The sequence below is a fragment of the Afipia sp. Root123D2 genome, from assembly GCF_001425835.1.
Lineage (GTDB): Bacteria > Pseudomonadota > Alphaproteobacteria > Rhizobiales > Xanthobacteraceae > Afipia.
Window position 1 is genome coordinate 90,233 of the sequence record NZ_LMDP01000003.1, and the last position, 25,956, is coordinate 116,188.

The window sequence follows — 25,956 nt, forward strand, 5'->3', positions numbered from 1 at the left end:
TGTGACTTTTGCGATCTCGCCCTCGAAGCGGTGCGTCAATCGATGTCATCGAGGGTTGCGAACAAGGTGCGGCGAGATGCCCACGCGGTCACCGCGGCAATCAGCAACGCCTGTGCCGCCAGCGTCAGATAGCCCCAGCCCGGCAGCGCAAACGTCCCGAGCAGCGCGGCGAACTGGTCGCCGACCGGCGTCCCCGAAAACCAGCTGGCAATGGATTCGGAAAATCCAAAGACCAGCATGGCCGCAATGACTCCGATCAGGCCGCCTTCGAGTCCGAGCCGCAGGAAGTGCCGCAAGAACCGGTTGGCGATGTAACTGTCGTGCGCGCCGACGAAATGCAAAACCTCGACGATCGGCCGGTTGGCCGCCATCGCGCCGCGCGTCGCGAACGATACCGAGATCACGGTGGCGACGATCACCAGCGCCAGAATCGCCATACCGGCGAACACGATCGCGCCGCTCATCGAGCGCATCCGGCCGATCCACGCCCGATGATCATCGACCGTCGCTGACGGAGCGACCTCGGTGAGCCGACGGCGCAGGTTTTCAAGATCGAGCGCCTGTCCCGGCGTGACACGCGCCACCACCATGCGCGGTACCGGCAATTCATCGAGCGACAGCCCGGTGCCGAGCCAGGGCTCGAGCAATTTGGCGGATTCTTCCTTACTGAACGCCCGCGCATCGACAATGCCGGGCTGGCTGCGCGTCACCTCGACGGCGGCGCGCACATCGCGCTCGAGATCGCGGCCGCCCACCGGACGCACCTGGATGGTGACTTCACTGGCGACGTCGGCCTGCCATTCATGCGCCGATGCGCGAACCAGCAGCACCGCGCCGGTGGTGATCGACGCGAGGAACGTCATGATCGCAACCACCGCGACCAGCGCCGTTCCGGAAATCGATCCGCGCGGCACGATCGGCGACATGTTGCGCGCATGGATGCCCATCCGCGGCTGGTCGCTGCCCATGTCCATCATGGCGAGACACCCGTCACGGAAAATCTATTGGCGGGGGTCCTATTCATAGATATGCAGCCGGGATTCGTGCAGCACCATGCGGCGCGCTTCGTACTGGTCCATCAACGCGATATCGTGAGTGGCGATCACGACCGCGGTCCCGGTACGATTCAACTGGATAAACAGATTGAGCAGCCGCCGTGCCAGCGACGGATCGACGTTTCCGGTCGGCTCGTCGGCCAGCAGCAACTGCGGCCGCGCGATCACCGCGCGCGCGATCGCGGCGCGCTGCTTCTCGCCGCCCGACAGGATCGGCGGCAATGCGTCCATCCGCTCGCCGAGACCGACCCATTTCAGCAGGTCAATGACCTCCTTGCGGTAGCTGGACTCGTTGCGGCCCATCACCCGGAATGGCAGCGCGACATTCTCGTAAGTGGTCATGTGATCGAGCAGGCGGAAATCCTGCAGCACGATGCCGATGCGCGCGCGCAGATCGGCGACTGCATTCTTATCGAGCAGCGACACATCCTGCCCGAACAGATTGACGAGGCCGCGCGTCGGCCGCAGCGACAGGAACAGCATCCGCAGCAGCGAGGTCTTGCCCGCGCCGGACGGCCCCGTCAGGAACTGAAAGGAGTGGGCTGGAATCTGGAAGGTGAGGTCGCGCAGAATTTCCGGGCCGAGCCCATAGCGCAAACCGACATTTTCGAACCGGACCAAGTTCAGCTCCGTTCGAGTTCACGCACAGGGGTCGCCTCCCCCAGGGTGTCGCGGTCAGACATCATCCAGTCCGGTTTTGCCGCCGTTATGGTTTCCGATTCGTTAACGGACGTTTTGTAGGTTGCGCTCGGGTTCACTCTGGCGATTCGTCCATGCAGATCATTTGCCCTCACTGTACGACATCCTACGCGGTCGATCCGGCCAAATTCGGCGCCTCCGGGCGCAAGGTTCGGTGTGCCCGCTGCCATGAAACCTGGCAGGCCCATCCGGAAGAAATCGCCGCGCTGGCGCCGGCCGCCGGACCTGCATTCGCAGCCGAAGCCCCATCAGCCGGTTCCCCGCATCCCGCAACCAATGACTGGCGGGAGGACGACACTCCTCATATCGAAAGCCCGTCGATTTCAGCCGACTGGGACGACACCGGCACGACCGCGCAAGAAGACGGTTCCGGCCCCACCGAGCCTGCGGCACAGGTTGCGAACGACGTGAAGCCTCCCCGTGCATCCGGATTCGGGCGGCGCGGTTTCGGCGGCGGAACCGGACGGCGCAGCGCACGATCCCGGTCCGGCCTGAAGGCCTATCTGCCCGCGCTCAATCTCAACACCGCCTGCGTCGCGATGGCAGCGATGGTTTTCGCGCTGGTCGCCTGGCGCACAGATGTCGTCCGCCTGATGCCGCAAACCGCGCTGTTCTTCAAAACCATCGGTCTGGGCGTCAACCTGCGCGGACTGGCGTTCGAAGACCTCAAGCTCACCACCGAGACCGTCGATAACAAGCCGGTGCTGGTGATCGAGGGATCCATCGCCGACACCGCCCGCAAGCCGGCGGAACTGCCGCGGCTGCGCTTCATCGTGCGCGACGCACACGGGGCCGATATCTACGCCTGGAACGCGGTTCTGGAGCGGCCTATCCTCAATCCCGGCGAAAAGGCGTGGTTCAAAACCCGTCTCGCCTCGCCGCCGCCGGAAGGGCGGGAAATCGCAGTGCGATTCTTCAACCGGCAGGACATCGCGGCCGGAGCCATCTGAATGGCGCGGATTCTGATTGCTGACGACGAAGATTCGATGCGCTCGCTGGTGTCGCGCGCCATCGCCATGGACGGCCACGAGATCGTCACCGCCCAGGACGGCGCCGAGGCGCTGGAGATCATCGTCCGCGAAAACGGCGCCTTCGACCTGCTGCTGACCGACATCAAGATGCCGCTGATGGACGGTATCGCGCTGGCGCTCGCGGTGGCTCGTGATTTTCCCGATCTGACGATCCTGCTGATGACCGGCTTTGCCGATCAGCGCGAACGGGCGTCTGGCCTCGATGCCATCATCTACGACGTCATCACCAAACCATTTGCGATCGCCGACATCCGCACTGCGGTGGCCGACGCGCTGGCATCGAAAAAAAGGATCAATAATCCTTGAGCAGCCGCTCGATGTAGTCGAGCTCGATCTGCGGGCGCTGCGGATCGGAAAAGCGGCGGCGCAGTTCTTCAAGAATCCTGCGAACACGCTGCACGTCGATCTCGCCGGGAATCTTCACTGACAGATCGTCGCCGTAGTCGCGGCCATGCAGCGGACGTCCCAGAGGATCCCTGTCATTGCCGCCGCTCTGCTGACGGCCGACGCGATTGCCCGGGCCCTCGCCCTGCTGTCCTTCACCCTGCTGCGACTGCGCCAGATTCTGCGCACCCTTGCGCAGCGCCTCGAGCGCCCGCCCCTGCGAGCCAACAGCGCCTTCGGCGTTACCGTCTCCGAGCTGGCCATCCGCGTCGCCCATCGCCGACTCCGCGTCGCCGAGCGCGTTACCGCCATCCTGCTGACCGCTTTCGGCCGAATCGCTCTCGCCGTCCTCACCCTGCTGGCCCGGCATCATGCCGTTGCGCTTCATGTCCTCGAGCAATTTCTGGAGACGCTCGCGCAGACCCTGCTGGTCCTGCTGCAACCCGTTCATCGCATTCTGGTCGCGCTGGCTGCGGTCGCCGCGCCGCGACTCCTGACCTTCCTTGAAAGTCCTGTCGCGCAACTGCTGCTGCTTGCGCACCAGATCGCCGAGTTCGTTCAGCGCCTGATCCATACTGGAATCGCCCTGGCCGGGCTGCGCCATCTGCAGATTTTCCAGCATCTGCTGCATCTGGTCGAGCAACTGCCGCGCGGCATCCTTGTCCCCGGAACGCGACAGACGCTCCATGCGATCGATCATGTTCTTCAGATCCTGCGGGCGCATGACGCGGGCGTTGGGATCGAGCGGGCGGGCGAGTTGCTGCGGATTGTTGCGCAGCTGCTCGGCAAGCTGGCGCATGAAATTGTCGAGCGCCGCACGCAGATTTTCCGTGAGCTTCTTGATTTCCTCGTCGCTGGCGCCCCGCTCCAGCGCCTGCTTCAGCGCGTCCTGCGCGGCGCGCAGCGCCTTGTCGACGTCGGTGATGTTGCCGTCCTCGATGGCCACCGCGAGCGCCCACATACTGTCGACCGTGGCACGCAGCGCATCCTTGTTGCTGGACCCGGCGAGTTGACCGGCGACGCTGCGCAGGCCGAGATACTGCCCGAACTCGGGAACGAAGGTCTCCGGCGCGATCATCAGCGCCTTGAGCGCGATCAGCACCAGTGGCTTCTGATTGGCGTCGAGCGCGAGCGTGCGACGCTGCTCGATCAGAGCGCGCGCCAGCGGCTTGGTGAACAGCCGCTCCGGCAATTTCAGCTCGAACGGTTCGCTGTGCCCTTCATTGCCCGCTTCGTCCTTGGCCGTCAGGGTCAACGTCACGTCCGTGCCGGCATAAGGATGCTCGCTGAGATCCTTCACGGTCTGGCCAACCCCGTTGCGGGTCCGGGCGTTCGGCAACGACAATGTAACATCCGGCGCATCGTAGAGGGGCTGCGCTGCGGAGCCGCCACCGCCGACCGGATGCGCGGCGAAATGCGCGTGCGCTTCGGTGACGCCATAATCGTCGTCAAGCTTGTAGGACAATTGCAATGCACCGCGTGCCTGCCGCTCGGGATCCTTGGCCAGCGCAATCGCCGGTGCACGATCCGGCACCGCCTTGAACGTCCATTGTGGGTGGCCGGACGGAGCGCGGATATGCGCGCTGCCGTCACCGGCGATCGTAAAGCGCCGCTCGCTGGTGCCCTGCGCCACCTGCTCGGTGACAGGAACTTCGCTGACATCGCCGCCAACGCTGACATCGAGTCTGCTGCCGCTGGCGCGCACGATCAGCGTGCTGCCAACAGGAACTGGCACTGCCCCGGACTCAGCCGGGGGTGCATCCTTGGCCGTGGAGGCCGACAGAATGATCGGCGGACGGCTGGTGTAAGGCGGCGGGCTAATCCACGCATCGACCCGGACATTGGCCGGCGACAGGGCCCCGTTCCAGTCGAAGAAAGCGGCGACGCGCGCGAAACGATCCTCCCCGGCGGCGATGAAAGTCACCACCATCAGCATCGCGACAAGGCCGCGCAGCGCCCACGGATCGTGAAGCGGAAGGCGCGGCGTCGGCAGCCCGGCGCGAATTCGGTTGAGTGACGCCAGCGTTCGCGCCCGCTGTTCGGCCCACAGCGCCTGCGATACCGGATCTTGCGACGTGATGGTATCGGTCAGCGCGGTTGCGGGGCGATGCGAAATGCCGGAACCGCGATCAAGACGCCGCAGCGCATCTTCACGCGTCGGCCAGCGAAACTTCGCGAATGGCAGCAGCGACGCCAGCGCCAATGCCGCAAACAGCACCAGACCGCCGATTCGCGCGAACAGCGGCAGCGCGACCCAGGCGCCGGCCCACGATGCCGCCAGAAACAATCCGGTGACCGTGAGAACCCGCGCCAGATTCGGCCACAGGCGTTCCCACGCAATCGCCATCCGCGCCCGCTGCAAGGCCTGCGCGAGCTGATTGCGCTGCACCGCTTCGGGATCGGGCGCGCGCCTAGATGGATCGAGATTCGGACCGCTCAACGAGCTCTCCTGCTGTCGCTGCAACTTGATCCTAGCACGGCGGCGGCATTGCGGCATCGCCCTGCGACATGCAACCCCCATGCAATGCAGGTGTTCGCCTCGCTGCCTTGATTTCACGAAAGCGTGACGCCACCCTCATGCAACCAACCGTTGCCCGAAAACCCTGCGACAAAACGCGCATGTCAGCCAATGCCCGAAAAGCGCTCACCAGCCTGCTGAAATCGCTCATCGTGATGGCGGCAATGCTGTTCCTGCTCGCGTGGTCGCTGCGCTACGTGGAGGGATGGATCTTTCTGGCAGTGCTCGGAACGCTGTCGGCGGCGGTGATCCTCTATCTCGACAAGCACGATCCTGCACTTCTGGAACGGCGGCTCAAGGCCGGCCCGGTGGACGAGAAAGAGCCGTCGCAAAAACGGATACAGCTTGCCACCTCGATTGTCGGCATCCTGATCGTTGCCTTGCCGGGCCTCGACCATCGCATGCACTGGTCCGACGTGCCGACGTCCATTGTCGTGCTCGGCTTTACAGGCTTCGCGCTCGGCTATCTGATCGTGTTTCTGGTGTTTCGCGAGAACACCTACACATCCGGCATCATCGAAGTCGCCGAAAACCAGAAGGTGATCTCGACCGGCCCCTATTCGCTGGTCCGGCATCCGATGTATTCCGGCGCCAACCTTTGCTTTTTGTCGATGCCGCTCGCGCTCGGCTCGTGGTGGGCGCTGATTCCGGCGGCAATCGAATGCGTTCTGGTGGGCGTGCGGGCGCTCGACGAGGAGAAGTTCCTGAAAGCGAACCTGCCGGGCTATGCCGCCTATTGCGACAAGGTCCGCTTCAGGCTCATTCCGGGCGTTTGGTGAAGAAGCCGCGCGGTACGACGAGTTATAGCCAGGGTGCGACCTTGTCCATCGCGATCAGTTGCGCGGCATCGATTCGCGGCCGCACCACCGCATACTTGTCGCCATTGACGAGCACCTCGGGCACCAGCGCGCGGGTGTTGTAGGTGCCGGCCTGTACCGCGCCATACGCACCCGACGACATGATCGCCAGCAGATCGCCCGCCTTCGGCTCCGTCATGCTGCGACCCAACGCAAGATAGTCGCCGGTCTCGCACACAGGCCCGACGACGTCCGCCGTGATCGCCGGCGCGCCTTTATGCGGTTCGATCACGGGAAGTATCTCGTGATGTGCCTCGTACAACGTGGGACGGATCAGGTCGTTCATCGCGGCGTCGATGATGACGAAATTGCGCGCGTCGCCGTGCTTCACATAGACGACGCTGGAGACGAGAATGCCGGCATTGCCGACGATCATCCGGCCCGGCTCGAACATCAGCATGCAATCGAGATCGCGGGTAACGCGCTTGACCACGTCGGCATAAGCAACCGGATCCGGCGGCACCGGCAGATCGGTCTCGTAAGGAATACCAAGCCCGCCGCCGAAATCGACATGCGCAATCGTGTGGCCGTCGGCGCGCAACGTCCGCACGAAATCGACGAGCAGGCGGAAAGCAGCCTCCATCGGCCCGAGATCGGTGATCTGGCTGCCGATGTGCATATCGACGCCGGTGACCTCGATGCCGGGCAGCTTCGCAGCACGGGCATAGACCCCGCGTGCATACTTGAGCGGAATCCCGAACTTGTTCTCGGACTTGCCGGTGGAAATCTTGGCGTGCGTGCCAGCATCGACATCCGGATTGACGCGCAGCGAAACCCGCGCGGTCCGGCCCATCGATGCCGCCACTGACGACAGCAACTCCAGCTCGGGTTCGGACTCGACGTTGATGCACAGGATGTCTTCGGCGAGCGCCTGCCGGAGTTCGGCCTCGGTCTTGCCGACGCCGGAGAACACGATCTTCGAGGGCGGAATTCCCGCCGCCCGCGCCCGCATCAATTCGCCGCCGGACACGACATCGGCGCCGGCGCCGAGCTTCGCGAGCGTCCGCAGCACCGACTGGTTGGAGTTTGCCTTCATCGCGTAACACACCAGCGTCTTCACCCCGGCAAAGGCCTCGGTGAACACACGGTAGTGCCGCTCGAGCGTCGCGGTCGAATAGCAATAGAACGGCGTGCCCACGGTCGCGGCCAGCGCGGTGAGATTCACGTCCTCGGCGTGAAGCACGCCGTCGCGATAGTGAAAGTGATGCATGGCGCGCTCAATCCAGGATCGGATCGAGGATGATGCGTTTCTTCTCGCCGCGCGGCGCGACGGCGAATCGCCTGTCACCCCGCGTTGCATCGAATACGTTGCCTTGCGCGGTCGCCGCCCTGGCTGGGCCGTTCTGCGGTTGCTGTCCCTCGCCGTTCGGGGCAACCTGCGCGGAGGTGGCGTCCGGCGGCAGATCCAGCCCGCCCTTGCGGCCGCAACCGGCAAGAGCAAGCACGATCACGCCGGCCACGGCCAGTTTCGAGAAAGAGGCGGTCTTGGAAGTACGGCTCACGTTAGGTCCCTGAAATTCGGCGCCACCATACAAACAACATGCCGTTCTGGCGAGGCCTGCGACGCGGCAAATTCCATGCTTCAGCCCGGATTTTGTTCTTTTTCCAGTCGCTTGAGCCAGACTTTGGCCTGTTCACGGACGTTTTCAGGCGAGGTGCCGCCATAGCTCGTGCGGCTCGCGACCGACGCCTCCACGGACAGCACATCCATCACCTCAGCGGTGATGCGCGGTTCGATCGCCTGCATGTCGCCCAGCGCCAGCTTATGCAGCGGCAAGCCACCTTCCGCGGCCTTGGCAACGATGCGGCCGGTGACATGGTGAGCCTCGCGGAACGGCATTTTCAGCGTCCGCACCAGCCAGTCGGCAAGATCGGTGGCGGTGGCATAGCCGTCACCGGCCGCGACCTTCATCCGTGCCTCGTCGGGCTCGATATCGAGCACCATGCCGGTCATTGCCCGCACCGCCAGCGACAACGCGCCGAACGCTTCCATCGCGCCGGCCTTGTCCTCCTGCATGTCCTTTTGATAGGCGAGCGGCAGGCCCTTCATCACGATCAGCAGCGCGGTCAGCGACCCGATGATGCGCCCGGTCTTGGCGCGCACCAGTTCGGCAGCATCCGGATTGCGCTTCTGCGGCATGATCGACGAGCCGGTGGTGAACTTGTCCGACAGCCGCACCAGTCCGACCAGCGGCGAGGTCCAGATCACGATCTCCTCGGCGAAGCGCGACAGATGCACGGCCGCGATCGATGCCGCCGACAATGTCTCGAGTACGAAATCGCGATCCGATACCGCGTCGAGCGAATTCGCCATCGGCCGCACGAAGCCGAGTGCCGACGCGGTGGCGTGACGATCGATCGGAAACGACGTGCCGGCGAGCGCCGCGGCGCCGAGCGGACTTTCGTTGAGCCGCTTGCGTGCGTCGGCGAAGCGTCCGCGATCACGCGCCGCCATTTCTACGTAGGCGAGCAGATGATGACCGAACGTCACCGGCTGCGCGGTCTGCAAATGAGTGAAGCCCGGCATCACGGTGCCGGCGTGTTCCAGTGCGCGATCGACCAGCGCGCGCTGAAATGCCGCAAGCGCCCTGTCGGCGTCGTCGATGACGTCACGCACATAGAGCCGGAAATCGGTTGCGACCTGATCGTTGCGCGAACGCGCGGTATGCAGCCTTCCCGCAGCAGGGCCGATCAATTCACCGAGGCGGCTCTCCACATTCATGTGGATGTCCTCAAGCGCGCGTTTGAACGCGAAGCCACCACCGCTGATTTCTGACAAAATCGTGTCTAGACCGCCGACGATGTTTTTTGCATCGTTCGCCGTAATGATGCCTTGAGCGGCAAGCATGGCTGCATGGGCTTTGGACGCCGCGATATCCTGGGCGTACAAATGCTGATCGACGTCGATCGAGACGTTGATTTCCTCCATGATCGCATCGGGGCTTTCACCAAAGCGGCCGCCCCACATCTTGTTGCTCATGTCTCACTCGCCAATCGAATTCCACTCGCCTGCAACCAAGCGATAAATGACACACAAAATGACTGAACCTGCCCAGCCACCCCGCACCCGTTCCCGCATTCTGCTGGTGCTCGGCGCCGTCATTATAGGGGCCGGGATCGGATTTATCGGGGTATACGGGATCGGCGGGTTCATGCGCAATGCATCAGGCGATCCGACCTGCCGCCCGGCCGTCGATCTGGCGAAGAAAATCGCGCCTTTGGCGCATGGCGAGGTCGCCGCATTAACCATGGCGACCGCACCGCTGCGCGTGCCCGACCTGACTTTCCATGATGCCGACGGCAAACAGCGGAAACTGTCGGAATTCCGTGGCCAGCCGATACTGCTCAATCTGTGGGCGACGTGGTGCGTGCCCTGCCGCAAGGAAATGCCGGCGCTCGACGAATTGCAGGGCAAGCTCGGCGGCGAAAAGTTCAATGTCATCGCCATCAACATCGACACCCGCGACCCCGCAAAACCGAAGACTTTCCTGAAAGAGGAAAAGCTGACGCGCCTCGCATACTTCACCGACACCAGCGCCAAGGTGTTTCAGGAATTGAAGAACGTCGGCAAGGCGCTGGGCATGCCGACTTCGATGCTGATCGACGGCGCGGGCTGCGAGATCGCCACCATTGCAGGCCCCGCCGAATGGACCAGCGACGATGCGGTGAAACTGATCAAGGCCGCCACCGGGCAATAAGCGGGTTCCCTCACCGGAGTGTGAAGACAGCCTCTTGACGGGCGTCCGCGCGTGCCTATACTTAACCATATGGTTTACTATTCGTCAGATCAGCTGGACCGGACCTTCGCCGCCGTCGCGGACCCGACCCGTCGTGCCCTGCTCACCCAATTCGAAGGGCGCGACGCCATCACGATCAGCGAACTCGCGAAACCGTTCGCAATGTCGCTGCCCGCCGTCATGAAGCATCTCGATGTGCTGACCGATGCGGGCCTGATCGTGCGCACCAAGAGCGGCCGCACCGTCACCTGCCGGCTGACCGCCGGGCCGATGGAAGAAGCGATGGAATGGCTCAATCGCTACCAGCGTTTCTGGACCGCACAGCTCGATCGTCTTGCCGCTTTCGTTGAGGAGAATCCATGCTCACCCAGCCAAGCCTTACCATCAACCGGCGACTCAACGCCCCGCCCGCGAAAGTCTTCGCCGCGTGGACGGACCCGGAAAAAATAATCCAGTGGTTCGGCCCGGCGCCCACCATCCTCGGCTCAGTGAAGGCGAAGATGGACGTGCGGGTCGGCGGCAGCTTCCGCATTAGCTTCAATACCGAAGACGGTGAATATCACGAGGTCGGCGGGACCTACCGCGAGGTGGTGGCGAACCAGCGGCTTGTGTTCAGCTGGGCATGGCATTCGACGCCGGAGCGGGAATCCGTCGTCACCGTGACCTTGAAGGAAGACGGCAACGGCACGCTGCTGTCGCTCAACCACGGCCAGTTCTTCGATCAGGCCGCGCGCGACGGCCACGAACGCGGCTGGACCGGCACTATCGACAAGCTCGAGCGTATGTTCGCCAACGGTTAGGAGGCGCGTTATGAAGCTGTTCTATTCGGAGACTCTCAATCCGCGGAAAGCTTGCGCGGTCGCAAAATATCTCGGCTCGCCCGTGGAATTCGTGCGTGTCGATCTCGGCAACGGCGAACAGCGCCGGCCGGAATTTCTCGCGATCAATCCCAACGGCCGGGTGCCGGCTCTGGTCGATGGCGACATCACGTTGTGGGAGGCCGACGCCATCATGTGCCATCTGGCGCGCGTTGCCGGGTCCGACCTGTGGCCATCGGATGCCAGCCAGATCGAGGTGATGCGCTGGCTAAGCTGGAACACCAACCATTTTACCCGCCACGCGGGAAGCCTGTACTTCCAGTATCTCATCAAGCCGCATTTCGGCATGGGTGCACCCGATGACTCAGCGGTGCAGGAAGCAATCGGATTTTTCCGGCGCTCGGCGCAAGTCCTCGATAACCATCTCCGCGACCGCAAGTATCTCCTCGGAGACCGCATCACGGTGGCCGATTTCGCAACCGCCGTGGCGTTGCCCTATGCCGCAGCTGCCAGCATTCCGCTCAATGAGTTTCCCAATATCGTGCGCTGGCATGATCGCCTGAATGAATTGCCTGCGTGGCGCGACCCGTTCCCGAAGGCTGCGATCGCGGCCTGACCTGTAACAGCGAAAGGAGAATCCCATGCAACCGCACAAGATCGTCTCCCCAAGCGAATGGCTCACCGCGCGCAAGGCACTTCTGGCGCACGAAAAGGAAATGACCCGCCTGCGCGACAGGATCAGCGAGGAACGCCGCGCCCCGCCCTGGGTGAAGATGGAAAAAGACTACGTCTTCGAAAGCCCCAACGGCAAAAAGACATTGTCCGAATTGTTCGGCGACAAAAGTCAGCTGATCGTCAACCACTTCATGCTCGGCCCAGGCTGGAAGGACGGCTGCATCGGCTGCTCGTTCGGCGCCGACCATGCCGAGGCAACGCTGGTTCATCTGGCGCACCGCGACGTGGCTTATGTCGCGGTGTCGCGCGCGCCGCTGGCCGAAATCGAAGCCTACAAAAAGCGGATGGGTTGGCATTTCGCCTGGGTGTCATCGTTCGGCAGCGACTTCAACTACGACTTCCACGTGTCGTTCACTCCGGAAGAACTCGCCAGGGGCAAGGCCGAATATAATTACACGACGACCGATCCGGGAATCGACGAACTCGCCGGTTGCAGCGTGTTCGCGAAGGATGATGCAGGCAGCGTGTACCACACCTATTCCTGCTTCGGCCGCGGTGGCGAGGAATTGCTCGGCACCTACATATTGCTCGACATGACGCCGAAGGGCCGTGACGAACATGGCCCGAGTTACAGTCTGATGGATTGGGTGAAACGCCACGACGAGTATGACACGGCCGGCAAGACCGGCTCGTGCTGCCATTCGTAACTTCCAGACGCGATCAGAAAAGGGAACATCCAGATGCAGTATGTCGACGGATTTATCGTACCGGTGCCGAAGAAGAAGCTTGCGGACTATCAAAAGCTGGCGCGCCTGGCGAGCAAGGTGTGGCGCGAGCACGGCGCGATCGACTACCGCGAATGCGTGGCGGAGGACGTCAAGGTCGGAAAGGTGACATCGTTTCCGCGCAGCGTGAAACTGAAGCCAGGCGAGACCGTGGTGTTCTCATGGATCACCTACAAGTCGCGCAAGCATCGGGACCGCGTCAACGCCAAGGTGATGAAGGACCCACGGATCGCCACCATGGACATGAAATCGGTGCCGTTCGATGGCAAGCGCATGATCTACGGCGGCTTCGAAACCCTCGTGAAATTCTGACCATGTCTCGCCCGCACGACACCGGCAACGTTTACACCCAAATGCTGCGCACGGCCTGGCTGCAGGCCGCGCGCACTCTGGCCAACACGGAGTGTGCCATGGCTGCTCATGGGCATTTTCACTGGAACGAACTGCTGACACCCGAGGTCGAACAGGCCAAACAATTCTATCGCGACACCATCGGCTGGAGTTTCGAACCGATGCCGATGGACGACGGTGCGACCTATTGGGTCGCGCAGATCGGCAAGGAACCGGTGGCGGGGATATTCCCGACCAACCGTCCCGATTTCGCCGGCGTTCCCGTCTCGTGGATGTCGTATCTGTCGGTCGATAACGTCGACACCCGCGTCCGCAAAGCCGTCAACGGCGGCGCGAAACTGATGCGCCCGATTTTCGACGTGCCGAATGTCGGCCGGATTGCGATCCTGACCGAACCCGGCGGCGCCGGAATCGGCTGGATCACACCAGTGGCGTGTGCGGAAGCCGCCTGATCAGGCAGTGATGTCGAGATTACCGCCGACGCCCGGCGCATTGTTCGCCGCCGGTGCGTTCTGCGCTGGCGCGAGCAACTGCAGGACCGAGCGGTCGGAATTGATGTTCTGCTTCAGGACGGCGGTGGCGATCTGCTGTTGCGTGCTGGCAGCCTGCATGGCCATCATGCTGCTGACGATACTCATCATATCCATGGAAACACGCACCCATCCCGACTGAAGTCGCCGGAATCTATCGGGGACAGGTTAATAAATTTCAATCGTGCGCGATCAGCGCGTCGGCACCGGCTTGTCGCCTCGGTAGTCGTAGAAACCGCGCAGCGACTTGCGTCCCAGCCAGCCCGCCTCAACGTACTTCACCAGCAACGGGCACGGGCGATATTTGGAATCGGCCAGTCCTTCGTGCAGCACCTGCATGATCGACAGACAGGTATCGAGACCGATGAAGTCCGCAAGTTCGAGCGGCCCCATCGGGTGGTGCGCGCCTAGCTTCATGGCGGCGTCGATCGCTTCGACGTTCCCGACGCCTTCATAGAGCGTGTAGATCGCCTCGTTGATCATCGGCAGCAGAATACGATTGACGATGAAGGCCGGGAAATCTTCCGAGACGGCGATCTGCTTTCCGACCTTGGTGACGAATTCCCGCGCGGCTTCGAAGGTCGCGTCGTCGGTGGCGATGCCACGGATCAGTTCGACCAGTTCCATCACCGGCACCGGATTCATGAAATGAATACCGATGAATTTTTCAGGGCGGTCGGTCGACGCGGCGAGCCTCGTGATCGAGATCGACGAGGTGTTCGAGCCGATGATCGCCTCGGGCTTCAGGATCGCGCACAGGTCGTGGAATATCTTGCGCTTGACCTCTTCCTTCTCGGTCGCGCTCTCGATCACCAGATCGCAGCTTCCGAGCCCTTCGAGAGATTCGGACGAAGTGATTTTCTTGAGCGCCTTTTGATGGGCTTCTTCGGTGATGATCTTCTTGGAGACCTGCCGCGTCAGGTTGCCATTGATGGTGGCCATCGCCGACTTCAGCCTGTCGGACGAGACGTCGTTGAGAATCACGTCGTACCCAGCCAGTGCCGCGACATGCGCGACGCCGTTGCCCATCTGGCCAGACCCGATTACGCCAATCGTCTTGATCTTACCCGTCATCGCATCATCCCGCCGGACCGCGCACGGCATATTCATGCGCCTGTCCTTACTTTTTAGCAAACACCGGCCTGATGCTTCATCATCCAGCCGGTGTTTAAGTTAACGTCCGAGTTTACCGAGTTCTTCAGTCAGTTCCGGCACGGCCTGATAAAGGTCAGCGACCAACCCGTAATCGGCGACCTGGAAGATCGGCGCTTCTTCATCCTTGTTGATCGCGACGATCACCTTGGAGTCCTTCATGCCGGCCAGATGCTGGATCGCTCCGGAAATGCCGATGGCGATATACAGTTCGGGCGCGACCACCTTGCCGGTCTGACCGACCTGCCAGTCGTTCGGCGCGTAACCGGCATCGACTGCGGCGCGCGAAGCGCCGACGCCGGCGCCGAGCTTGTCGGCCAGCGGCTCGATGTACTTGCTGAAGTTCTCGCGGCTCTGCATCGCGCGACCACCGGAGACGATGATCTTCGCCGAGGTCAGTTCCGGACGATCGCTCTTGGCGACTTCCTCGCCGATAAAGCTCGACAGACCCGGATCGCTGGCTGCCGCGGCATTCTCCACCGCAGCGCTGCCGCCGTCGCCGGCTGCGGCGAAGGTCGAGGTACGAACCGTGATGACCTTCTTGGCATCCTTCGACTTGACGGTCTGGATCGCGTTGCCGGCATAGATCAGACGCTCGAATGTATCCGGCGCAACCACCTTGGTGATTTCCGAAATCTGCATGACGTCGAGCAACGCTGCGACGCGCGGCATCGCGTTCTTGAAGCGCGAGGTCGCGGGCGCGACGATCGCGTCGTAATTTCCAGCGAGCGAGAGGATCAGCGCCGCCAGCGGCTCGGCAAGATCGTGCTCGAGACTGGCGTCCTCCGCGAGAAGGACTTTCGTCACGCCCTTGAGCTTCGCGGCAGCTTCCGCCGCTGCCTTGGTGCCTTCGCCGCCGCCGGCAACGAGCACATGGACCTCGACACCGAGCGCGGCAGCAGCCGTCAGCGCCTTGTTGGTGGAGTCTTTAAGATTGGCGTGGTCGTGTTCAGCAATCAGCAGCGTCGCCATCAGAGCACCCCGGCTTCATTCTTGAGTTTCGACACCAGTTCGGCGACGTCCTTGACCTTGACGCCTGCCTTGCGGCCCGGCGGCTCGGATGTCTTGAGAATCTCGATGCGCGGCGTGATATCGACGCCGTAGGTATCGGCCGTCTTCTCGTCGATCGGCTTCTTCTTCGCCTTCATGATGTTGGGCAGGCTGGCGTAACGCGGCTCATTGAGACGCAGGTCGGTGGTCACGATCGCCGGGCCCTTGACCTTGACGGTCTGCAGGCCGCCGTCGACTTCGCGCGTCACCTTGAAATCGGAACCGTCGACTTCGAGCTTCGAGGCGAACGTCGCCTGCGACCAGCCGAGCAGTGCGGCCAGCATCTGGCCGGTCTGATTGGAGTCGTCATCGATCGCCTGCTTGCCGAGAATGACAAGGCCGGGCTTTTCCTCGTCGACCACGCCCTTCAGTATCTTCGCCACCGCCAGCGGTTCGACCGTTCCCTCGACCTTCACGAGGATGCCGCGATCGGCACCCATCGCGAGTCCGGTACGAATGGTTTCCGAAGCCTGTGCGGGACCGATCGACACCACGACGACCTCGGTTGCCTTGCCGGCCTCTTTCAGGCGCAGGGCTTCCTCGACCGCGATCTCGTCGAAGGGATTCATTGACATCTTGACGTTCGCAAGCTCAACGCCCGTCCCGTCGCTCTTCACGCGGATTTTGACGTTGTAGTCGACAACCCGCTTAACCGGCACCAGAACCTTCATCGGTTCCCTTTCGTCTTCGGAGTGTGATGGACCATGTGGCGGCGGAACCTAAAGGCCCCGCCAATCCGGGTCAACGCGGCAGGTCCGCCTTTTGCGAATGGCACTATCTGCCTGGCCCATGATAGGCGCAAGTAGTTGATCGAATGCACTTTCTTGCATACCGACGTGGGGCCGGCCAAAGAGCCGCACCCACTGATATCCATTTCGGCTACCGGTTCTGACCAGGCACCCAGAGTACGTCGCCGGCGCCGTTTCCGTTTGCGGCCCGCGACGCCACGAACAGGAAATCAGACAGGCGGTTGAGATACTGGATCGTGGAATCCCCTACCGGCTCATCAGGCTGCGCCGCGAGTTCAACTACGGTGCGTTCCGCCCTTCGGCAGACGGTGCGCGCGAGATGCAGGTGTGCGGCGGCAGCAGTGCCGCCCGGCAGTACGAAGGAATTCAACGGCGCGAGATCCGCATTGAGAGTGTCAATGTCGCGCTCAAGCCGCTCGACCTGGCTCGGCAGCACACGCAGTCGCTCGGCCTTGCCGTCGCGCTGCGGAACAGCAAGATCGGCACCGAGATCGAACAGGTCGTTCTGGATCAGGCCTAGCATCGCGTCGATATGCGGCGCGTCAGCGAGATGAAGCCGCGCGAGGCCGATCACGGCGTTGGTCTCATCGACTGTTCCGTAGGCCGCGACACGCAGATCGTATTTCTTGCGGCGTTCACCGGTGCCGAGCGCGGTGGTCCCGTCGTCGCCGGTGCGGGTGTAGATGCGGTTGAGAACGACCATGTCTTCCGATCAAGCCTTTCTTCAGATCAGCTTTTCTTCCGAGCCGGCCCTGTCGCTGCCGAGGCCATGCCGCTGATCAGGTTTTACCCAGCGCCCAGACCGCGAGCATCGCGATCGCGATGGCGATGAACTGAAACAGCACCCGCAGCCGCATCAGCCGCTGCGACGTGTTCGGCGAGCCGCCGCGCATCATGTTGAGGAGACCCAGCAGCAGGACGACAGTGACGGCCGCAAGGGCGATGGGAAGGGCGTAGCTGCCCAGGAACGTTGACATGAACCGTACATAACACCGCGCGCGGCGATCCGCCATCGGCTAACGGAACATACGGGACAGAACTTTTTTCGATCTCGGCCGTACATGACTTTGGGGCTCCCGCGCGGTACATCGAAACCGGCAAACTTGAGGATCAGACGTGAAGCCGATTCGCTACGTATTCGACGTCGCGCTCGATGCGTTTGACACGTTTCTGTCTGACGATGGCTGGGCCATCGCCAGCCACATCGCGCTGTCGGCTTTGATGGCGCTGTTTCCCTTCCTGATCGTCGTGACATCGCTGGCGGGCTTTTTCGGCTCCAAGGACCTGGCCGATCAGGCGGCCTCGCTGATTCTGCAGACATGGCCGTCACAGGTCGCCGACACGTTGTCCGGCGAGATCCACAACGTCATGACCACGCCTCGCGGCGATGCCCTGACCGTCGGCCTCGCGCTCGCGATCTATTTCGCCTCCAACGGCGTCGAAAGCCTGCGCGTCGCGCTGAACCGCGCCTACAGCGTCCCCGAGCCGCGACGCTGGTACTGGCTGCGGCTGGAATCGATCGGCTACACCCTGCTCGCGGCGCTGGTTTCGCTGGCGCTGGCGTTCCTGATTGTGCTCGGCCCGCTGCTGCTGGCGACCGCGCGGCGCTACGTTCCATTGATCGTCGAATCAAATGAAACGCTGCTCAATTTCGCGCGCTACGGCATCGCCGTCCTGTCGCTGGCGATCGCGCTGGTCGTGCTGCACACCTGGCTGCCGGCGGGCCGCCGCGGATTCCTGCAGATCCTGCCGGGCATCGTGTTCACGCTGGTCGCGTCGCTGGTGTCAGGCATCGTGTTCGGACAATACCTCGCCCGTTTCGCAAGCAACTACGTCACCACCTACGCGGGCCTCGCTTCGGTGATCATCGCACTGGTGTTCCTGTATTTCATCGCCGCGATCTTTGTTTACGGCGGCGAACTGAACGCGGCGATCATCAAGTCGCGGTTGCCGCACGGCGTCTCGCTTCAAGCAGCGCAGTTGCCAGAGCGCGAGGACTGATCGGCTTGACGAGGAAGGCGTCGGCGCCTGCCTCGCGCGCGATCGCCTCATCGGTGTCGCGGCCCGATACCCCGATCACCGCGATTCGTCCGGCCGGTGCGTCGAGCGCACGAATCCGCCGGATCGCCTCGACGCCACCGATGCCAGGCAGCACCATGTCCATCAGCACCGCGTCGAAACCACCCTGCGCAATGCGCTCGGCCGCGAGTTCGCCCTGTCCAACGAACTCGGCGTGATGGCCAAGCTCGGTCAGGATCGCGTTGAGGACGACGCGGCCGAACGGGTTGTCTTCGACGCTAAGGATCCGCAGCCTGCGGTTCATGTTCTGCGCGGCCGTATCGATCTGCACCGCACTCAGGTCACCTGCGGACGCCAGCGTGACCGTCAGCGTGAAGACCGTGCCGCCGCCGCGCTTTTGTGCCGCGGTGATGTCGCCGCCCATCGCGCGGGCGAGTTGCTTCACAGACGACAGGCCGAGGCCAGCACCGCCGAACCGCGAGGCGATGGTGACGTTGGCCTGCGAGAACGGCTGGAACAATCCCTTGATTTCGGCGGCCGACAATCCGATGCCGCTGTCGGACACCGCGAAAGTGATGCCGATCCTGTTCTTCGACGACCGCGCCACGGTAGCCTTCAAAGAGACATCGCCGGTCTGGGTGAATTTCACTGCATTGTCGATCAGGTTTTCCAGCGCTGCGCGCAGCCGCACCGGATCACCGACGGCGAATTGCGGAAGGTCGTCGGCAATTGCGATCGTCGCCCGCAGCCCCTTGGCCGCAGCCCTGCCGGCCAGGGAATCGCCGATGGCACGGGCCAGAACGCGCAGGTCGAAAAAATCCTGACGCACCAGCAGGCCCGATTGCCCGCGCTTGGCGGCATCGACGAACAGCGTCGCCAGCGCCGCGAGATGCTCAGCACCGGCCTTGATGGTGTCGACCCAGCGATGTTCGCGCTCGTCGAGATCCGACGTTGCAAGCAGCGAGCTGATAGCGAGAATTCCGGTCAGAGGCGTGCGGACCTCATGGGCGAAGGCCGCCAGTGCCGCTTCGACGACACGCGAGTCGGGCTTCGGTGCACGGCGGACGCGTGGCTTCTTCCTTGCCGGCCGTTTCGGCACGGCCGCCTCGCGGGCCGGTGCCTTCCTGACAGGTGTTTTGGCCGCGCGCGTTTTTGATGCAGCCTTGCCGGCCACAAGCTTGCGCTTGGTCGCCGTCCGGCCGCCTTTTCCGACGCTGCGCTTTGCGCGCGATTTCGCCGCCATGATTCCCCGCCCCATTTGCGGGTCACCATGACATGGCGGGACTGGGCGAGTCACGGCCAGTGGGTGCCCTGCCGTGTCTTAAGGTAAAGCAAGGCCGACCATCCGGCGGATGTCCTGCGGGGTCTCTCCGGCGGCGCGCAGTTCCCGCAGCGCCACCGACGCCGACGATTTGGACAGCTTTTGCCCGGCAGCGTCGAGGATCAGCGAATGATGGCGATAGACCGGCTCGGGCAATCCGAGCAGCCGCTGAAGCAGGCGATGGACGCTGGTGGCCCAGAACAGATCCCGGCCCCGCACGACGTCGGTGACACCCTGCAGGGCGTCGTCGATGACCACCGACAGGTGATAGCTGGTTGGAGTGTCCTTACGGGCCAGGATCACATCGCCCCAGGCTTCCGGCCGTGCCGTCACCGTCCCGGTTTCCCCACCCGGTCCCGTGCCCTCTTCCTGCCACACCAGTTCACCGGCACGGGCACGAGCAGCGTCCATGTCGAGCCGCAGCGCATAGGGCGCGCCGGAGCTCATCAATTCCTCACGCTCGGCCGGCGGCAACGGGGTTCCCGGATAAAGCGGCGCGCCGTCCGGATCGCGCGGCCACAGCCCCGAGGCGCTGGCCTTGGCAACGAGCCGCGAGATCTCCGCGCGGCTCTCGAACGCCGGATAGAGCAGACCGGCCTGCTCCAGTTGCTCGACCGCGTCCTGATAGAGCGCGAAGTGCTCCGACTGCCGCCGCACCGGCTCTTCCCAGGTAATGCCGAGCCAGGAGAGATCGTCGCGCATCGTCACCTCAAATTCGGGACGGCAGCGGGCCGAATCGATATCCTCGATGCGAAGCAGGAAGCGGCCGCCGGTCTGGCGTGCCAGATCGAAATTCAGCAACGCCGAAAAGGCGTGGCCGAGGTGAAGATAGCCGTTCGGGCTGGGCGCGAAGCGAAAGACAGGCGGCGGCATTGATCCTGCTCGGCGGACGTGCTGATTCGAGGTTGCCATGACGATACACCTCAATACGCAGGACGACCTCGACGACGCGATCCGCGCGCTGGTCAATCTCGACCCGCGTCTTCAGCCGATCCTTGAGGTCGCCGGGATGCCGGCGCTGAGGCGGCGCGATCCGGGCTTCGCGGGCCTCGCCGCCATCGTCTGTGGTCAGCAACTGTCGACCAAGGCGGCGGCGGCGATCTGGGGCCGGGTCAGTACCGCGTTCGATCCCTTTCACCACGACCGGATCAGGAGCGCGCGCGCCGACCGCCTCGGCCGCCTCGGCCTGTCGGCGGCGAAGATCAAATCGCTCAAGGCGATCGCCCGCGAACTCAGCGAGGAGCGGCTCAATCTGGACGTGCTGGCGGAAGAGGATGCCGACGCTGCGCACAACACGCTGACCTCGCTGCCCGGCATCGGGCCATGGACCGCCGACATCTATCTGCTGTTCTGCCTCGGCCATGGCGATGCGTGGCCCGCCGGGGATCTCGCCGTACAGGAGGCGATGCGCATCGGCCTCGGATTGAAGGCGCGGCCGACGGTGAAGGAAATGCAGCCGCTGGCTGAACCGTGGCGCCCGTTGCGCGGCGCGGCGGCGCATCTGTGGTGGTCGTACTATCACGCCATCAAGAAACGCGAGGGCGTGTTGCCATCGCAACCTAAAACCAATGCAGCGCCGAAGCCCAAATCGGCCGCAAAGGCCAAATCCGCATCGAAGGCCAAATCAGTTTCAAACGCGAAAGGCGTTTCAAACAAGGCCCGCGTCGCAAAAGGGTCACCGGCCGGCAAGACAATCGCGGCACGCAAAAAGCCCGTGGCCAGACCGAGAACCCGCTCATGACGACATGCACTCAATTCATCGTCGCGCGCGACGATCTCCAGCAGAGCGAATTCGTCGACATCGCATTGCCCGCCGCCGATGCGCTGCCTGCCGACGGCCTGGTGGTGAGGGTCGATCGCTTCGCCTTCACGGCCAACAACATCACCTACGCCTTGCTCGGCGATCAGTTGAAATACTGGGATCTGTTTCCCGCACCTCAAGGCTTCGGCAACATTCCGGTGTGGGGCTTCGGCGAGGTGATCGAATCGCGCCGGCCTGACATCGCCACGGGCGAAATCCTGTTCGGCTATTTTCCGATGGCGACCCATCTGCTGATCGAGGCCGCCGACGTGAAAAAGACCGGACTGCGTGACGGCGCTGCGCATCGTCAGGGTGTCTCGCCAGTCTACAACACCTATTCGCGCGTCAGCGGCGATCCCGCCTTCGCCGGACTGCAAGGCGACTATCAGGCACTGCTGCGGCCACTGTTCATGCTGTCGTTCCTGGTCGACGACTTTCTGGCCGACCAGGATTTCTTCGGCGCGCGCAGCGTCATTCTCTCCAGCGCGTCGAGCAAGACCGCGTTCGGCCTCGCATGGCTGCTGCACACCCATCGCAAGCCGGTGCGCGTGATAGGCCTCACTTCGGGGAATAACGCGGAGTTCGTCCGATCGCTCGGCTGTTACGACGAGGTCGTGACCTATGACCGCATCGCCGACATGTCAGCGGACGGACCAGTTGCCTTCGTCGACATGGCGGGCGACGCCGCCTTGCGCGCAACACTTCACCGTCACTTCGGCGACCGCATGGTCTATAGCGGCCGTGTCGGGTTGACCCATCAGGACGCCTCGCCGGGCGACAAAGCCCTGCCGGGTGCGGCGCCGACGTGGTTCTTCGCACCCGACCAGTTGCGCAAGCGTGCCAAGGAATGGGGGCCGGGCGGCATCGACCAGCGATTCGGCGCGCTCTGGGCAGGCTTCACCGAATCGATGGGACCGAAGCTCGACATCGTGACCGGGCGCGGCACGGCCGCAGTCAAGCAGGTCTATCTCGACACCCTGAATGGGCGCGTGAAACCGCGCCAGGCCCACATGCTGTCGCTGGCCGAATAAGACCTTTGCGTGGCGGCGGGGCGGCCGGAAACGCTCTTCACAATCCCGTCACGCACCATGTAGTATGTGAATGCAAGCTGCTTCGCAGGAGCGTTTCTTGAACGCACACATCTCGCAAGGTGGTTGGCCGGCACTGGTACTGAACGCGGACTTCCGGCCGCTGAGTTACTACCCACTCTCGCTGTGGTCGTGGCAGGACGCGATCAAGGCGGTGTTCCTCGACCGCGTCAATATCGTCGCCAATTATGATCACGCGGTGCATAGCCCCTCGTTCGAGATGCAGCTGCCGAGCGTGGTGTCGCTCAAGTCCTTCGTGAAGCCGTCGACGCATCCTGCCTTCACCCGGTTCAACGTCTTCCTGCGCGACCGCTTCAGTTGCCAGTATTGCCTGTCGCCGGAGGATCTGACCTTCGATCACATCATTCCGCGCTCGCGCGGCGGCCAGACCACGTGGGAGAATGTCGTCGCCGCCTGCTCGCCCTGCAACCTGCGCAAGGGCAACATGACGATGCAGCAGGCGAAGATGTTTCCGCGCCAGACGCCCTACGCGCCGACGGTGCATCAGCTCCATCGCAACGGCCGCCTGTTCCCGCCGAACTACCTGCACGATAGCTGGCTCGACTATCTCTACTGGGACACCGAACTCGATCCGTAAGCGAGTGGTCACCGCCGCAGCAGCAGGGTCGCGGCGAGCGGCACCAGCAGCGACGTCACCAGTGCATTCAGTCCCATCGCAATCCCTGCGAACACGCCGGCGACCTCGTCGACCTGAAACGCGCGTGCCGTGCCGATGCCGTGGGACGCCAGCCCCGCGGCAAAGCCACGGGCGCGAAAATCGGTAAAGCCCATGCGGTTCATCAGCGGCGTGACCACGATCGCACCGGTGATCCCGGTCAGCACCGTGGCGACAGCGGTGATCGCCGGATTGGCGCCGAGCGTCTCGCTGATGCCCATGGCGACGCCGGCGGTGACCGATTTCGGCGCCAGCGACAACACGATCTCACGTGGAAGGCCGGCCAGTTCGGCGAACGCCACCACCGACACGATCGCGGTGATACAGCCGACGATCAGCGCGAACAGCATCGGTACCACGGCTGTCATCACAGTCCGGCGGTTTTCGTAGAGCGGCACCGCAAGCGCGACGGTGGCCGGTCCGAGCAGGAAATGCACGAACTGCGCACCGCTGAAATATGTGGTGTAGCTGGTGCCGGTGAGTGTCAGGAACACGCCAACGATCCAGATCGAATGCAGCACCGGATTGGCGAGCGGGTGACGGTTCGTCGCCAGCGAAAATGCATCAGCGGCGGCATACACGACCAGCGTCACCGTCAGCCACAGCAGCGGCGTCTGCGACAGGTACACCCACAGCGCGAAAGGATTGCTGCTCATGGCGCGCTCCGCCTGCGCGCAACGATCCGGCTCGCGACAAGAAACGCGCCCGCCGTCACGACGAGCGTGACGAGCACCGAACCGATCAGCACCAGAAAAATCGCGAGGCCATGCTGGGCCAGCAGGTCGATCTGCTGGATTACACCAACGCCCGCCGGCACGAACAGCAGCGACAGATGCGCCAGCATCCCCTTGGACGCATTCTCCACCCCGCTATCGCGCAACGGTCCACGCGCCAGCACGTTGAAACGATCGCGCATCAGCAGGATCGCCAGCAACAGCAGCAGACCAATCACCGGTCCCGGCAGAGGCAGGCCGATGCCGCGCACGAAAATCTCTCCGATCAACTGGCAGATCAGGATCAGGCTGAGACTGGCAATCATGGCGTGTTTCCGCAGATGACGACGCGGCATCCTATCAGGTGATCCGCCACGCACGGCCCCAATCGGCGCGGGTCAGACCTTCTCAATGCGTATTGGCGCGATAAAGATCAGCCACGCTTTTCCAGATCGCATCCTTGAATGCCACTGCCGGCGGATCGGGGAGAATTTCGGGCGGGGAGGTCTGCTTCACGCAACCCTCGACCAGACGCAGCACCCAGACCTCGCCATCGGTGAAGTACGGATCGCCCTCGCCGTTTCGCCCCAGCAATGTCGGCCCGATCCCCATCACCTGATAGCGCGCGCTGATCATGCCGGCCGCCTGAAGATCGGCCTCGATCAGTGCGCGATCGGCGTCGATGTCAGGAGCGATGTGATGGGTCACCGCGCCGGTGTAATGACTGAACCCGACGCTCCGGTCGAAGGTCGCGGCGCCAAGCCAGACCGGCCTGTTCTCCTGACCGCTGTCGAGTACCTTCCACAACCGGACATGATGCCGGCGGTCGGCGCTGGTCCCGACCGGCCGCTCGAACGCAAGGTCCTGCTTGCGGCCGGTGTAATACAGCGGACTGACTGGTGCGTCGGGATAGGGATGATCGAGGATCACACTGCCCAAAATTTCCAGGCTTGAGCGCCAGGTAACCGGATCGGCGGCGTGCCACCCGGCAGCGCGCATCGCGCACAGGATATCTTTCTCCGCTCCGACCATGCCGACATTGATCGGATCGCCCGGAATGCCCTGCGCGGTGGCCGTCACCATCGGCAGGCCATCGAGCTTGGTCTGGTGTTCGTAGTGCCGCCACAGCGCCGGCAGGAGGAGATAGGCCAGCAGACCGTAAAGGGCGAGGACCACAGCCAGCACCGCAATCACACGCCTGGAGCGGCGGCGCTTGCGGACAACCGGGCGGTTGGCGGGCGATGACATCGGCAGGGCCGATCCGATCCTCTTCCGGACGCACGATCCTCAAGCGCCGACCGGACGGCATGAGGCCGTCCGGTCAGCGCGATGGCAACCGAAAGCGCGTCAGCCCTTCAGCCGCTTGGTGCATTCGCTGTAGTAGCCGCCGCCCTTTTGAATCCACTTCAGGCCGCCATTGGCATTGGCTGCCTTGTTGGCGTTGTATTGATCGACGCAGGTGTGCATTCGCGCCTTGCCGGCACTCTCGGACGAATATTTCGGCGAGACAGCCGTGGGGAAAACAGCCGGTCCCGAAGGCGCGGCCGGTGCAGCTGTCGCTACCTTGGGCGCAGCGGCAGGCTTGGCTGCAGTCTTCGGTGCCGCAGCGGGAGCAGCAGCGGGCGACGTCGCTGCCGCAGGCGTGGCATCGGTCCCGCACTGGGATTTGCGGAAGTCATTCCACTTCTGGCCGCCCAGCGTACCGGCGGTTTGCGCCGCTTTATACTTGGCGCTGCACTCCTGCATCGACAGGGCCTGCGCGGGCAGCACCGCCGCGAAGGTGAGCAAGCCGGACATCGTCGCGAAACACATCAATTTCGAAGACACTTTCATCGCACAATCTCCTGAGGGGCGATCAAGACACCCTCATCCTAACGCACTGGAACCCGGTTTCAACGCGAAGGGTTCCGCGCCCGCTCAAAAAATTGCATAGCCGGGAGACCTGCT

The 25,956-nt window shown here is 63.3% G+C and carries 32 protein-coding genes; 14 read left to right on the forward strand and 18 right to left on the reverse strand.

The genetic code is table 11. The annotated features are described in order from the left end of the window. Positions 1-35: 35 nt before the first annotated feature. Together ASC80_RS15615 and ftsE are read right to left on the reverse strand one after the other, a co-directional pair. Entirely contained in the window at positions 36-977 is a 942-nt protein-coding gene (locus ASC80_RS15615) for a cell division protein FtsX (RefSeq protein WP_056299225.1), read from the reverse strand. 39 nt (positions 978-1,016) lie between these two features. Then, positions 1,017-1,676: a cell division ATP-binding protein FtsE gene (gene ftsE, locus ASC80_RS15620; RefSeq protein WP_056299226.1), complete on the reverse strand. Its 660-nt coding sequence runs from the start codon at positions 1,674-1,676 to the stop codon at positions 1,017-1,019. 152 nt (positions 1,677-1,828) lie between these two features. Here ftsE and ASC80_RS15625 point away from each other — a divergent pair, with 152 nt between their 5' ends. Beyond that, a complete protein-coding gene (locus ASC80_RS15625; protein WP_056299228.1) occupies positions 1,829-2,704 on the forward strand; it encodes a zinc-ribbon domain-containing protein in 876 nt (291 codons plus the stop codon). Beyond that, a complete protein-coding gene (locus ASC80_RS15630) occupies positions 2,705-3,091 on the forward strand; it encodes a response regulator (protein WP_056299232.1) in 387 nt (128 codons plus the stop codon). Here the strand turns inward: ASC80_RS15630 and ASC80_RS15635 are convergent. Further along, positions 3,078-5,609, reverse strand: coding sequence for a TIGR02302 family protein (locus tag ASC80_RS15635; protein WP_056299233.1), 2,532 nt, complete (start codon positions 5,607-5,609; stop codon positions 3,078-3,080). The genes ASC80_RS15630 and ASC80_RS15635 overlap by 14 nt on opposite strands. Before the next feature lie 179 nt (positions 5,610-5,788). On the opposite strand from ASC80_RS15635, the gene ASC80_RS15640 reads away from it, so the two are divergent. Beyond that, positions 5,789-6,466, forward strand: a complete 678-nt coding sequence (locus ASC80_RS15640; RefSeq protein ID WP_056299236.1) for a methyltransferase family protein — start codon at positions 5,789-5,791, stop codon at positions 6,464-6,466. Positions 6,467-6,488: 22 nt separating this feature from the next. Here the strand turns inward: ASC80_RS15640 and lysA are convergent, their stop codons facing one another. The 3 genes from lysA to argH form a co-directional block, all read right to left on the reverse strand. Next, positions 6,489-7,754 (reverse strand): diaminopimelate decarboxylase, encoded by a 1,266-nt coding sequence (gene lysA, locus ASC80_RS15645; protein ID WP_056299239.1) that lies wholly within the window; start codon positions 7,752-7,754, stop codon positions 6,489-6,491. A 7-nt stretch (positions 7,755-7,761) separates the two neighbouring features. Next, positions 7,762-8,046, reverse strand: coding sequence for an LPS translocon maturation chaperone LptM (gene lptM, locus ASC80_RS15650; protein WP_056299244.1), 285 nt, complete (start codon positions 8,044-8,046; stop codon positions 7,762-7,764). A gap of 80 nt (positions 8,047-8,126) precedes the next feature. Further along, a complete protein-coding gene (argH, locus tag ASC80_RS15655; RefSeq protein ID WP_056299247.1) occupies positions 8,127-9,524 on the reverse strand; it encodes an argininosuccinate lyase in 1,398 nt (465 codons plus the stop codon). Positions 9,525-9,582: 58 nt separating this feature from the next. Here argH and tlpA point away from each other — a divergent pair, with 58 nt between their 5' ends. Genes tlpA through ASC80_RS15690 form a run of 7 tightly spaced genes read left to right on the forward strand, consistent with a single transcriptional unit; the run spans position 9,583 to position 13,362 of the window. Beyond that, positions 9,583-10,242, forward strand: coding sequence for a thiol:disulfide interchange protein TlpA (tlpA, locus tag ASC80_RS15660; protein ID WP_056300803.1), 660 nt, complete (start codon positions 9,583-9,585; stop codon positions 10,240-10,242). A 51-nt stretch (positions 10,243-10,293) separates the two neighbouring features. Continuing rightward, complete coding sequence (locus tag ASC80_RS15665; protein WP_244487298.1) at positions 10,294-10,731, forward strand: ArsR/SmtB family transcription factor; 438 nt, start codon at positions 10,294-10,296, stop codon at positions 10,729-10,731. Next, positions 10,641-11,081: an SRPBCC family protein gene (locus tag ASC80_RS15670; RefSeq protein WP_082512632.1), complete on the forward strand. Its 441-nt coding sequence runs from the start codon at positions 10,641-10,643 to the stop codon at positions 11,079-11,081. Before ASC80_RS15665 ends, ASC80_RS15670 begins: the two co-directional genes overlap by 91 nt. A 10-nt stretch (positions 11,082-11,091) precedes the next feature. After that, the gene (locus ASC80_RS15675) at positions 11,092-11,715 is read left to right on the forward strand and encodes a glutathione S-transferase family protein (RefSeq protein WP_056299252.1); all 624 of its coding nucleotides are present in this window, start codon (positions 11,092-11,094) and stop codon (positions 11,713-11,715) included. A gap of 25 nt (positions 11,716-11,740) precedes the next feature. Continuing rightward, a complete protein-coding gene (locus ASC80_RS15680; RefSeq protein ID WP_056299256.1) occupies positions 11,741-12,481 on the forward strand; it encodes a DUF899 domain-containing protein in 741 nt (246 codons plus the stop codon). Positions 12,482-12,514: 33 nt separating this feature from the next. Further along, positions 12,515-12,871 carry a DUF1428 domain-containing protein gene (locus ASC80_RS15685; protein WP_056299258.1) on the forward strand — a complete coding sequence of 119 codons (357 nt, stop codon included), beginning with the start codon at positions 12,515-12,517 and terminating at the stop codon, positions 12,869-12,871. A gap of 2 nt (positions 12,872-12,873) precedes the next feature. Further along, positions 12,874-13,362 carry a VOC family protein gene (locus ASC80_RS15690; protein WP_349509666.1) on the forward strand — a complete coding sequence of 163 codons (489 nt, stop codon included), beginning with the start codon at positions 12,874-12,876 and terminating at the stop codon, positions 13,360-13,362. Here the strand turns inward: ASC80_RS15690 and ASC80_RS15695 are convergent, their stop codons facing one another. The 6 genes from ASC80_RS15695 to ASC80_RS15720 form a co-directional block, all read right to left on the reverse strand. Then, positions 13,363-13,557: a putative motility protein gene (locus tag ASC80_RS15695; protein ID WP_056299261.1), complete on the reverse strand. Its 195-nt coding sequence runs from the start codon at positions 13,555-13,557 to the stop codon at positions 13,363-13,365. A 75-nt stretch (positions 13,558-13,632) separates the two neighbouring features. Continuing rightward, positions 13,633-14,514 (reverse strand): 3-hydroxybutyryl-CoA dehydrogenase, encoded by an 882-nt coding sequence (locus tag ASC80_RS15700; protein WP_056300812.1) that lies wholly within the window; start codon positions 14,512-14,514, stop codon positions 13,633-13,635. 99 nt (positions 14,515-14,613) lie between these two features. Beyond that, positions 14,614-15,564 (reverse strand): electron transfer flavoprotein subunit alpha/FixB family protein, encoded by a 951-nt coding sequence (locus ASC80_RS15705; RefSeq protein ID WP_056299264.1) that lies wholly within the window; start codon positions 15,562-15,564, stop codon positions 14,614-14,616. Beyond that, complete coding sequence (locus tag ASC80_RS15710) at positions 15,564-16,313, reverse strand: electron transfer flavoprotein subunit beta/FixA family protein (protein ID WP_056299266.1); 750 nt, start codon at positions 16,311-16,313, stop codon at positions 15,564-15,566. Before ASC80_RS15710 ends, ASC80_RS15705 begins: the two co-directional genes overlap by 1 nt. Before the next feature lie 208 nt (positions 16,314-16,521). Further along, entirely contained in the window at positions 16,522-17,094 is a 573-nt protein-coding gene (locus ASC80_RS15715; protein ID WP_056299269.1) for a cob(I)yrinic acid a,c-diamide adenosyltransferase, read from the reverse strand. Between the two features lie 76 nt (positions 17,095-17,170). Continuing rightward, a complete protein-coding gene (locus tag ASC80_RS15720) occupies positions 17,171-17,368 on the reverse strand; it encodes a twin transmembrane helix small protein (RefSeq protein WP_056300813.1) in 198 nt (65 codons plus the stop codon). 139 nt (positions 17,369-17,507) lie between these two features. Between ASC80_RS15720 and ASC80_RS15725 the strand changes: the two genes are divergently transcribed. Further along, positions 17,508-18,392, forward strand: a complete 885-nt coding sequence (locus ASC80_RS15725) for a YihY/virulence factor BrkB family protein (RefSeq protein ID WP_056299272.1) — start codon at positions 17,508-17,510, stop codon at positions 18,390-18,392. Here ASC80_RS15725 and ASC80_RS15730 read toward each other — a convergent pair. Beyond that, positions 18,328-19,653 (reverse strand): ATP-binding protein, encoded by a 1,326-nt coding sequence (locus ASC80_RS15730; RefSeq protein ID WP_056299275.1) that lies wholly within the window; start codon positions 19,651-19,653, stop codon positions 18,328-18,330. The two genes, ASC80_RS15725 and ASC80_RS15730, sit on opposite strands and share 65 nt — an antisense overlap. Before the next feature lie 78 nt (positions 19,654-19,731). Continuing rightward, positions 19,732-20,604 (reverse strand): tRNA glutamyl-Q(34) synthetase GluQRS, encoded by an 873-nt coding sequence (gene gluQRS / locus ASC80_RS15735; RefSeq protein WP_056299278.1) that lies wholly within the window; start codon positions 20,602-20,604, stop codon positions 19,732-19,734. 37 nt (positions 20,605-20,641) lie between these two features. On the opposite strand from gluQRS, the gene ASC80_RS15740 reads away from it, so the two are divergent. From ASC80_RS15740 to ASC80_RS15750, 3 genes are all read left to right on the forward strand, one after another. Beyond that, a complete protein-coding gene (locus tag ASC80_RS15740) occupies positions 20,642-21,472 on the forward strand; it encodes a DNA-3-methyladenine glycosylase family protein (RefSeq protein ID WP_082512633.1) in 831 nt (276 codons plus the stop codon). Beyond that, positions 21,469-22,563: a DUF2855 family protein gene (locus ASC80_RS15745; RefSeq protein WP_056299279.1), complete on the forward strand. Its 1,095-nt coding sequence runs from the start codon at positions 21,469-21,471 to the stop codon at positions 22,561-22,563. Before ASC80_RS15740 ends, ASC80_RS15745 begins: the two co-directional genes overlap by 4 nt. 97 nt (positions 22,564-22,660) lie before the next feature. Beyond that, positions 22,661-23,218, forward strand: a complete 558-nt coding sequence (locus ASC80_RS15750; protein WP_056300817.1) for an HNH endonuclease — start codon at positions 22,661-22,663, stop codon at positions 23,216-23,218. Positions 23,219-23,226: 8 nt separating this feature from the next. On the opposite strand, the gene ASC80_RS15755 is transcribed toward ASC80_RS15750, so the two are convergent. The 4 genes from ASC80_RS15755 to ASC80_RS15770 form a co-directional block, all read right to left on the reverse strand. Then, entirely contained in the window at positions 23,227-23,952 is a 726-nt protein-coding gene (locus ASC80_RS15755; protein WP_056299282.1) for an LrgB family protein, read from the reverse strand. Then, positions 23,949-24,335: a CidA/LrgA family protein gene (locus tag ASC80_RS15760; RefSeq protein WP_056300819.1), complete on the reverse strand. Its 387-nt coding sequence runs from the start codon at positions 24,333-24,335 to the stop codon at positions 23,949-23,951. The genes ASC80_RS15755 and ASC80_RS15760 overlap by 4 nt, the downstream gene beginning before the upstream one ends. 82 nt (positions 24,336-24,417) lie before the next feature. Continuing rightward, the gene (locus ASC80_RS15765) at positions 24,418-25,257 is read right to left on the reverse strand and encodes an LssY C-terminal domain-containing protein (protein ID WP_056299285.1); all 840 of its coding nucleotides are present in this window, start codon (positions 25,255-25,257) and stop codon (positions 24,418-24,420) included. A gap of 99 nt (positions 25,258-25,356) precedes the next feature. Continuing rightward, a complete protein-coding gene (locus ASC80_RS15770) occupies positions 25,357-25,842 on the reverse strand; it encodes a hypothetical protein (RefSeq protein ID WP_056299287.1) in 486 nt (161 codons plus the stop codon). Positions 25,843-25,956 lie beyond the last annotated feature (114 nt).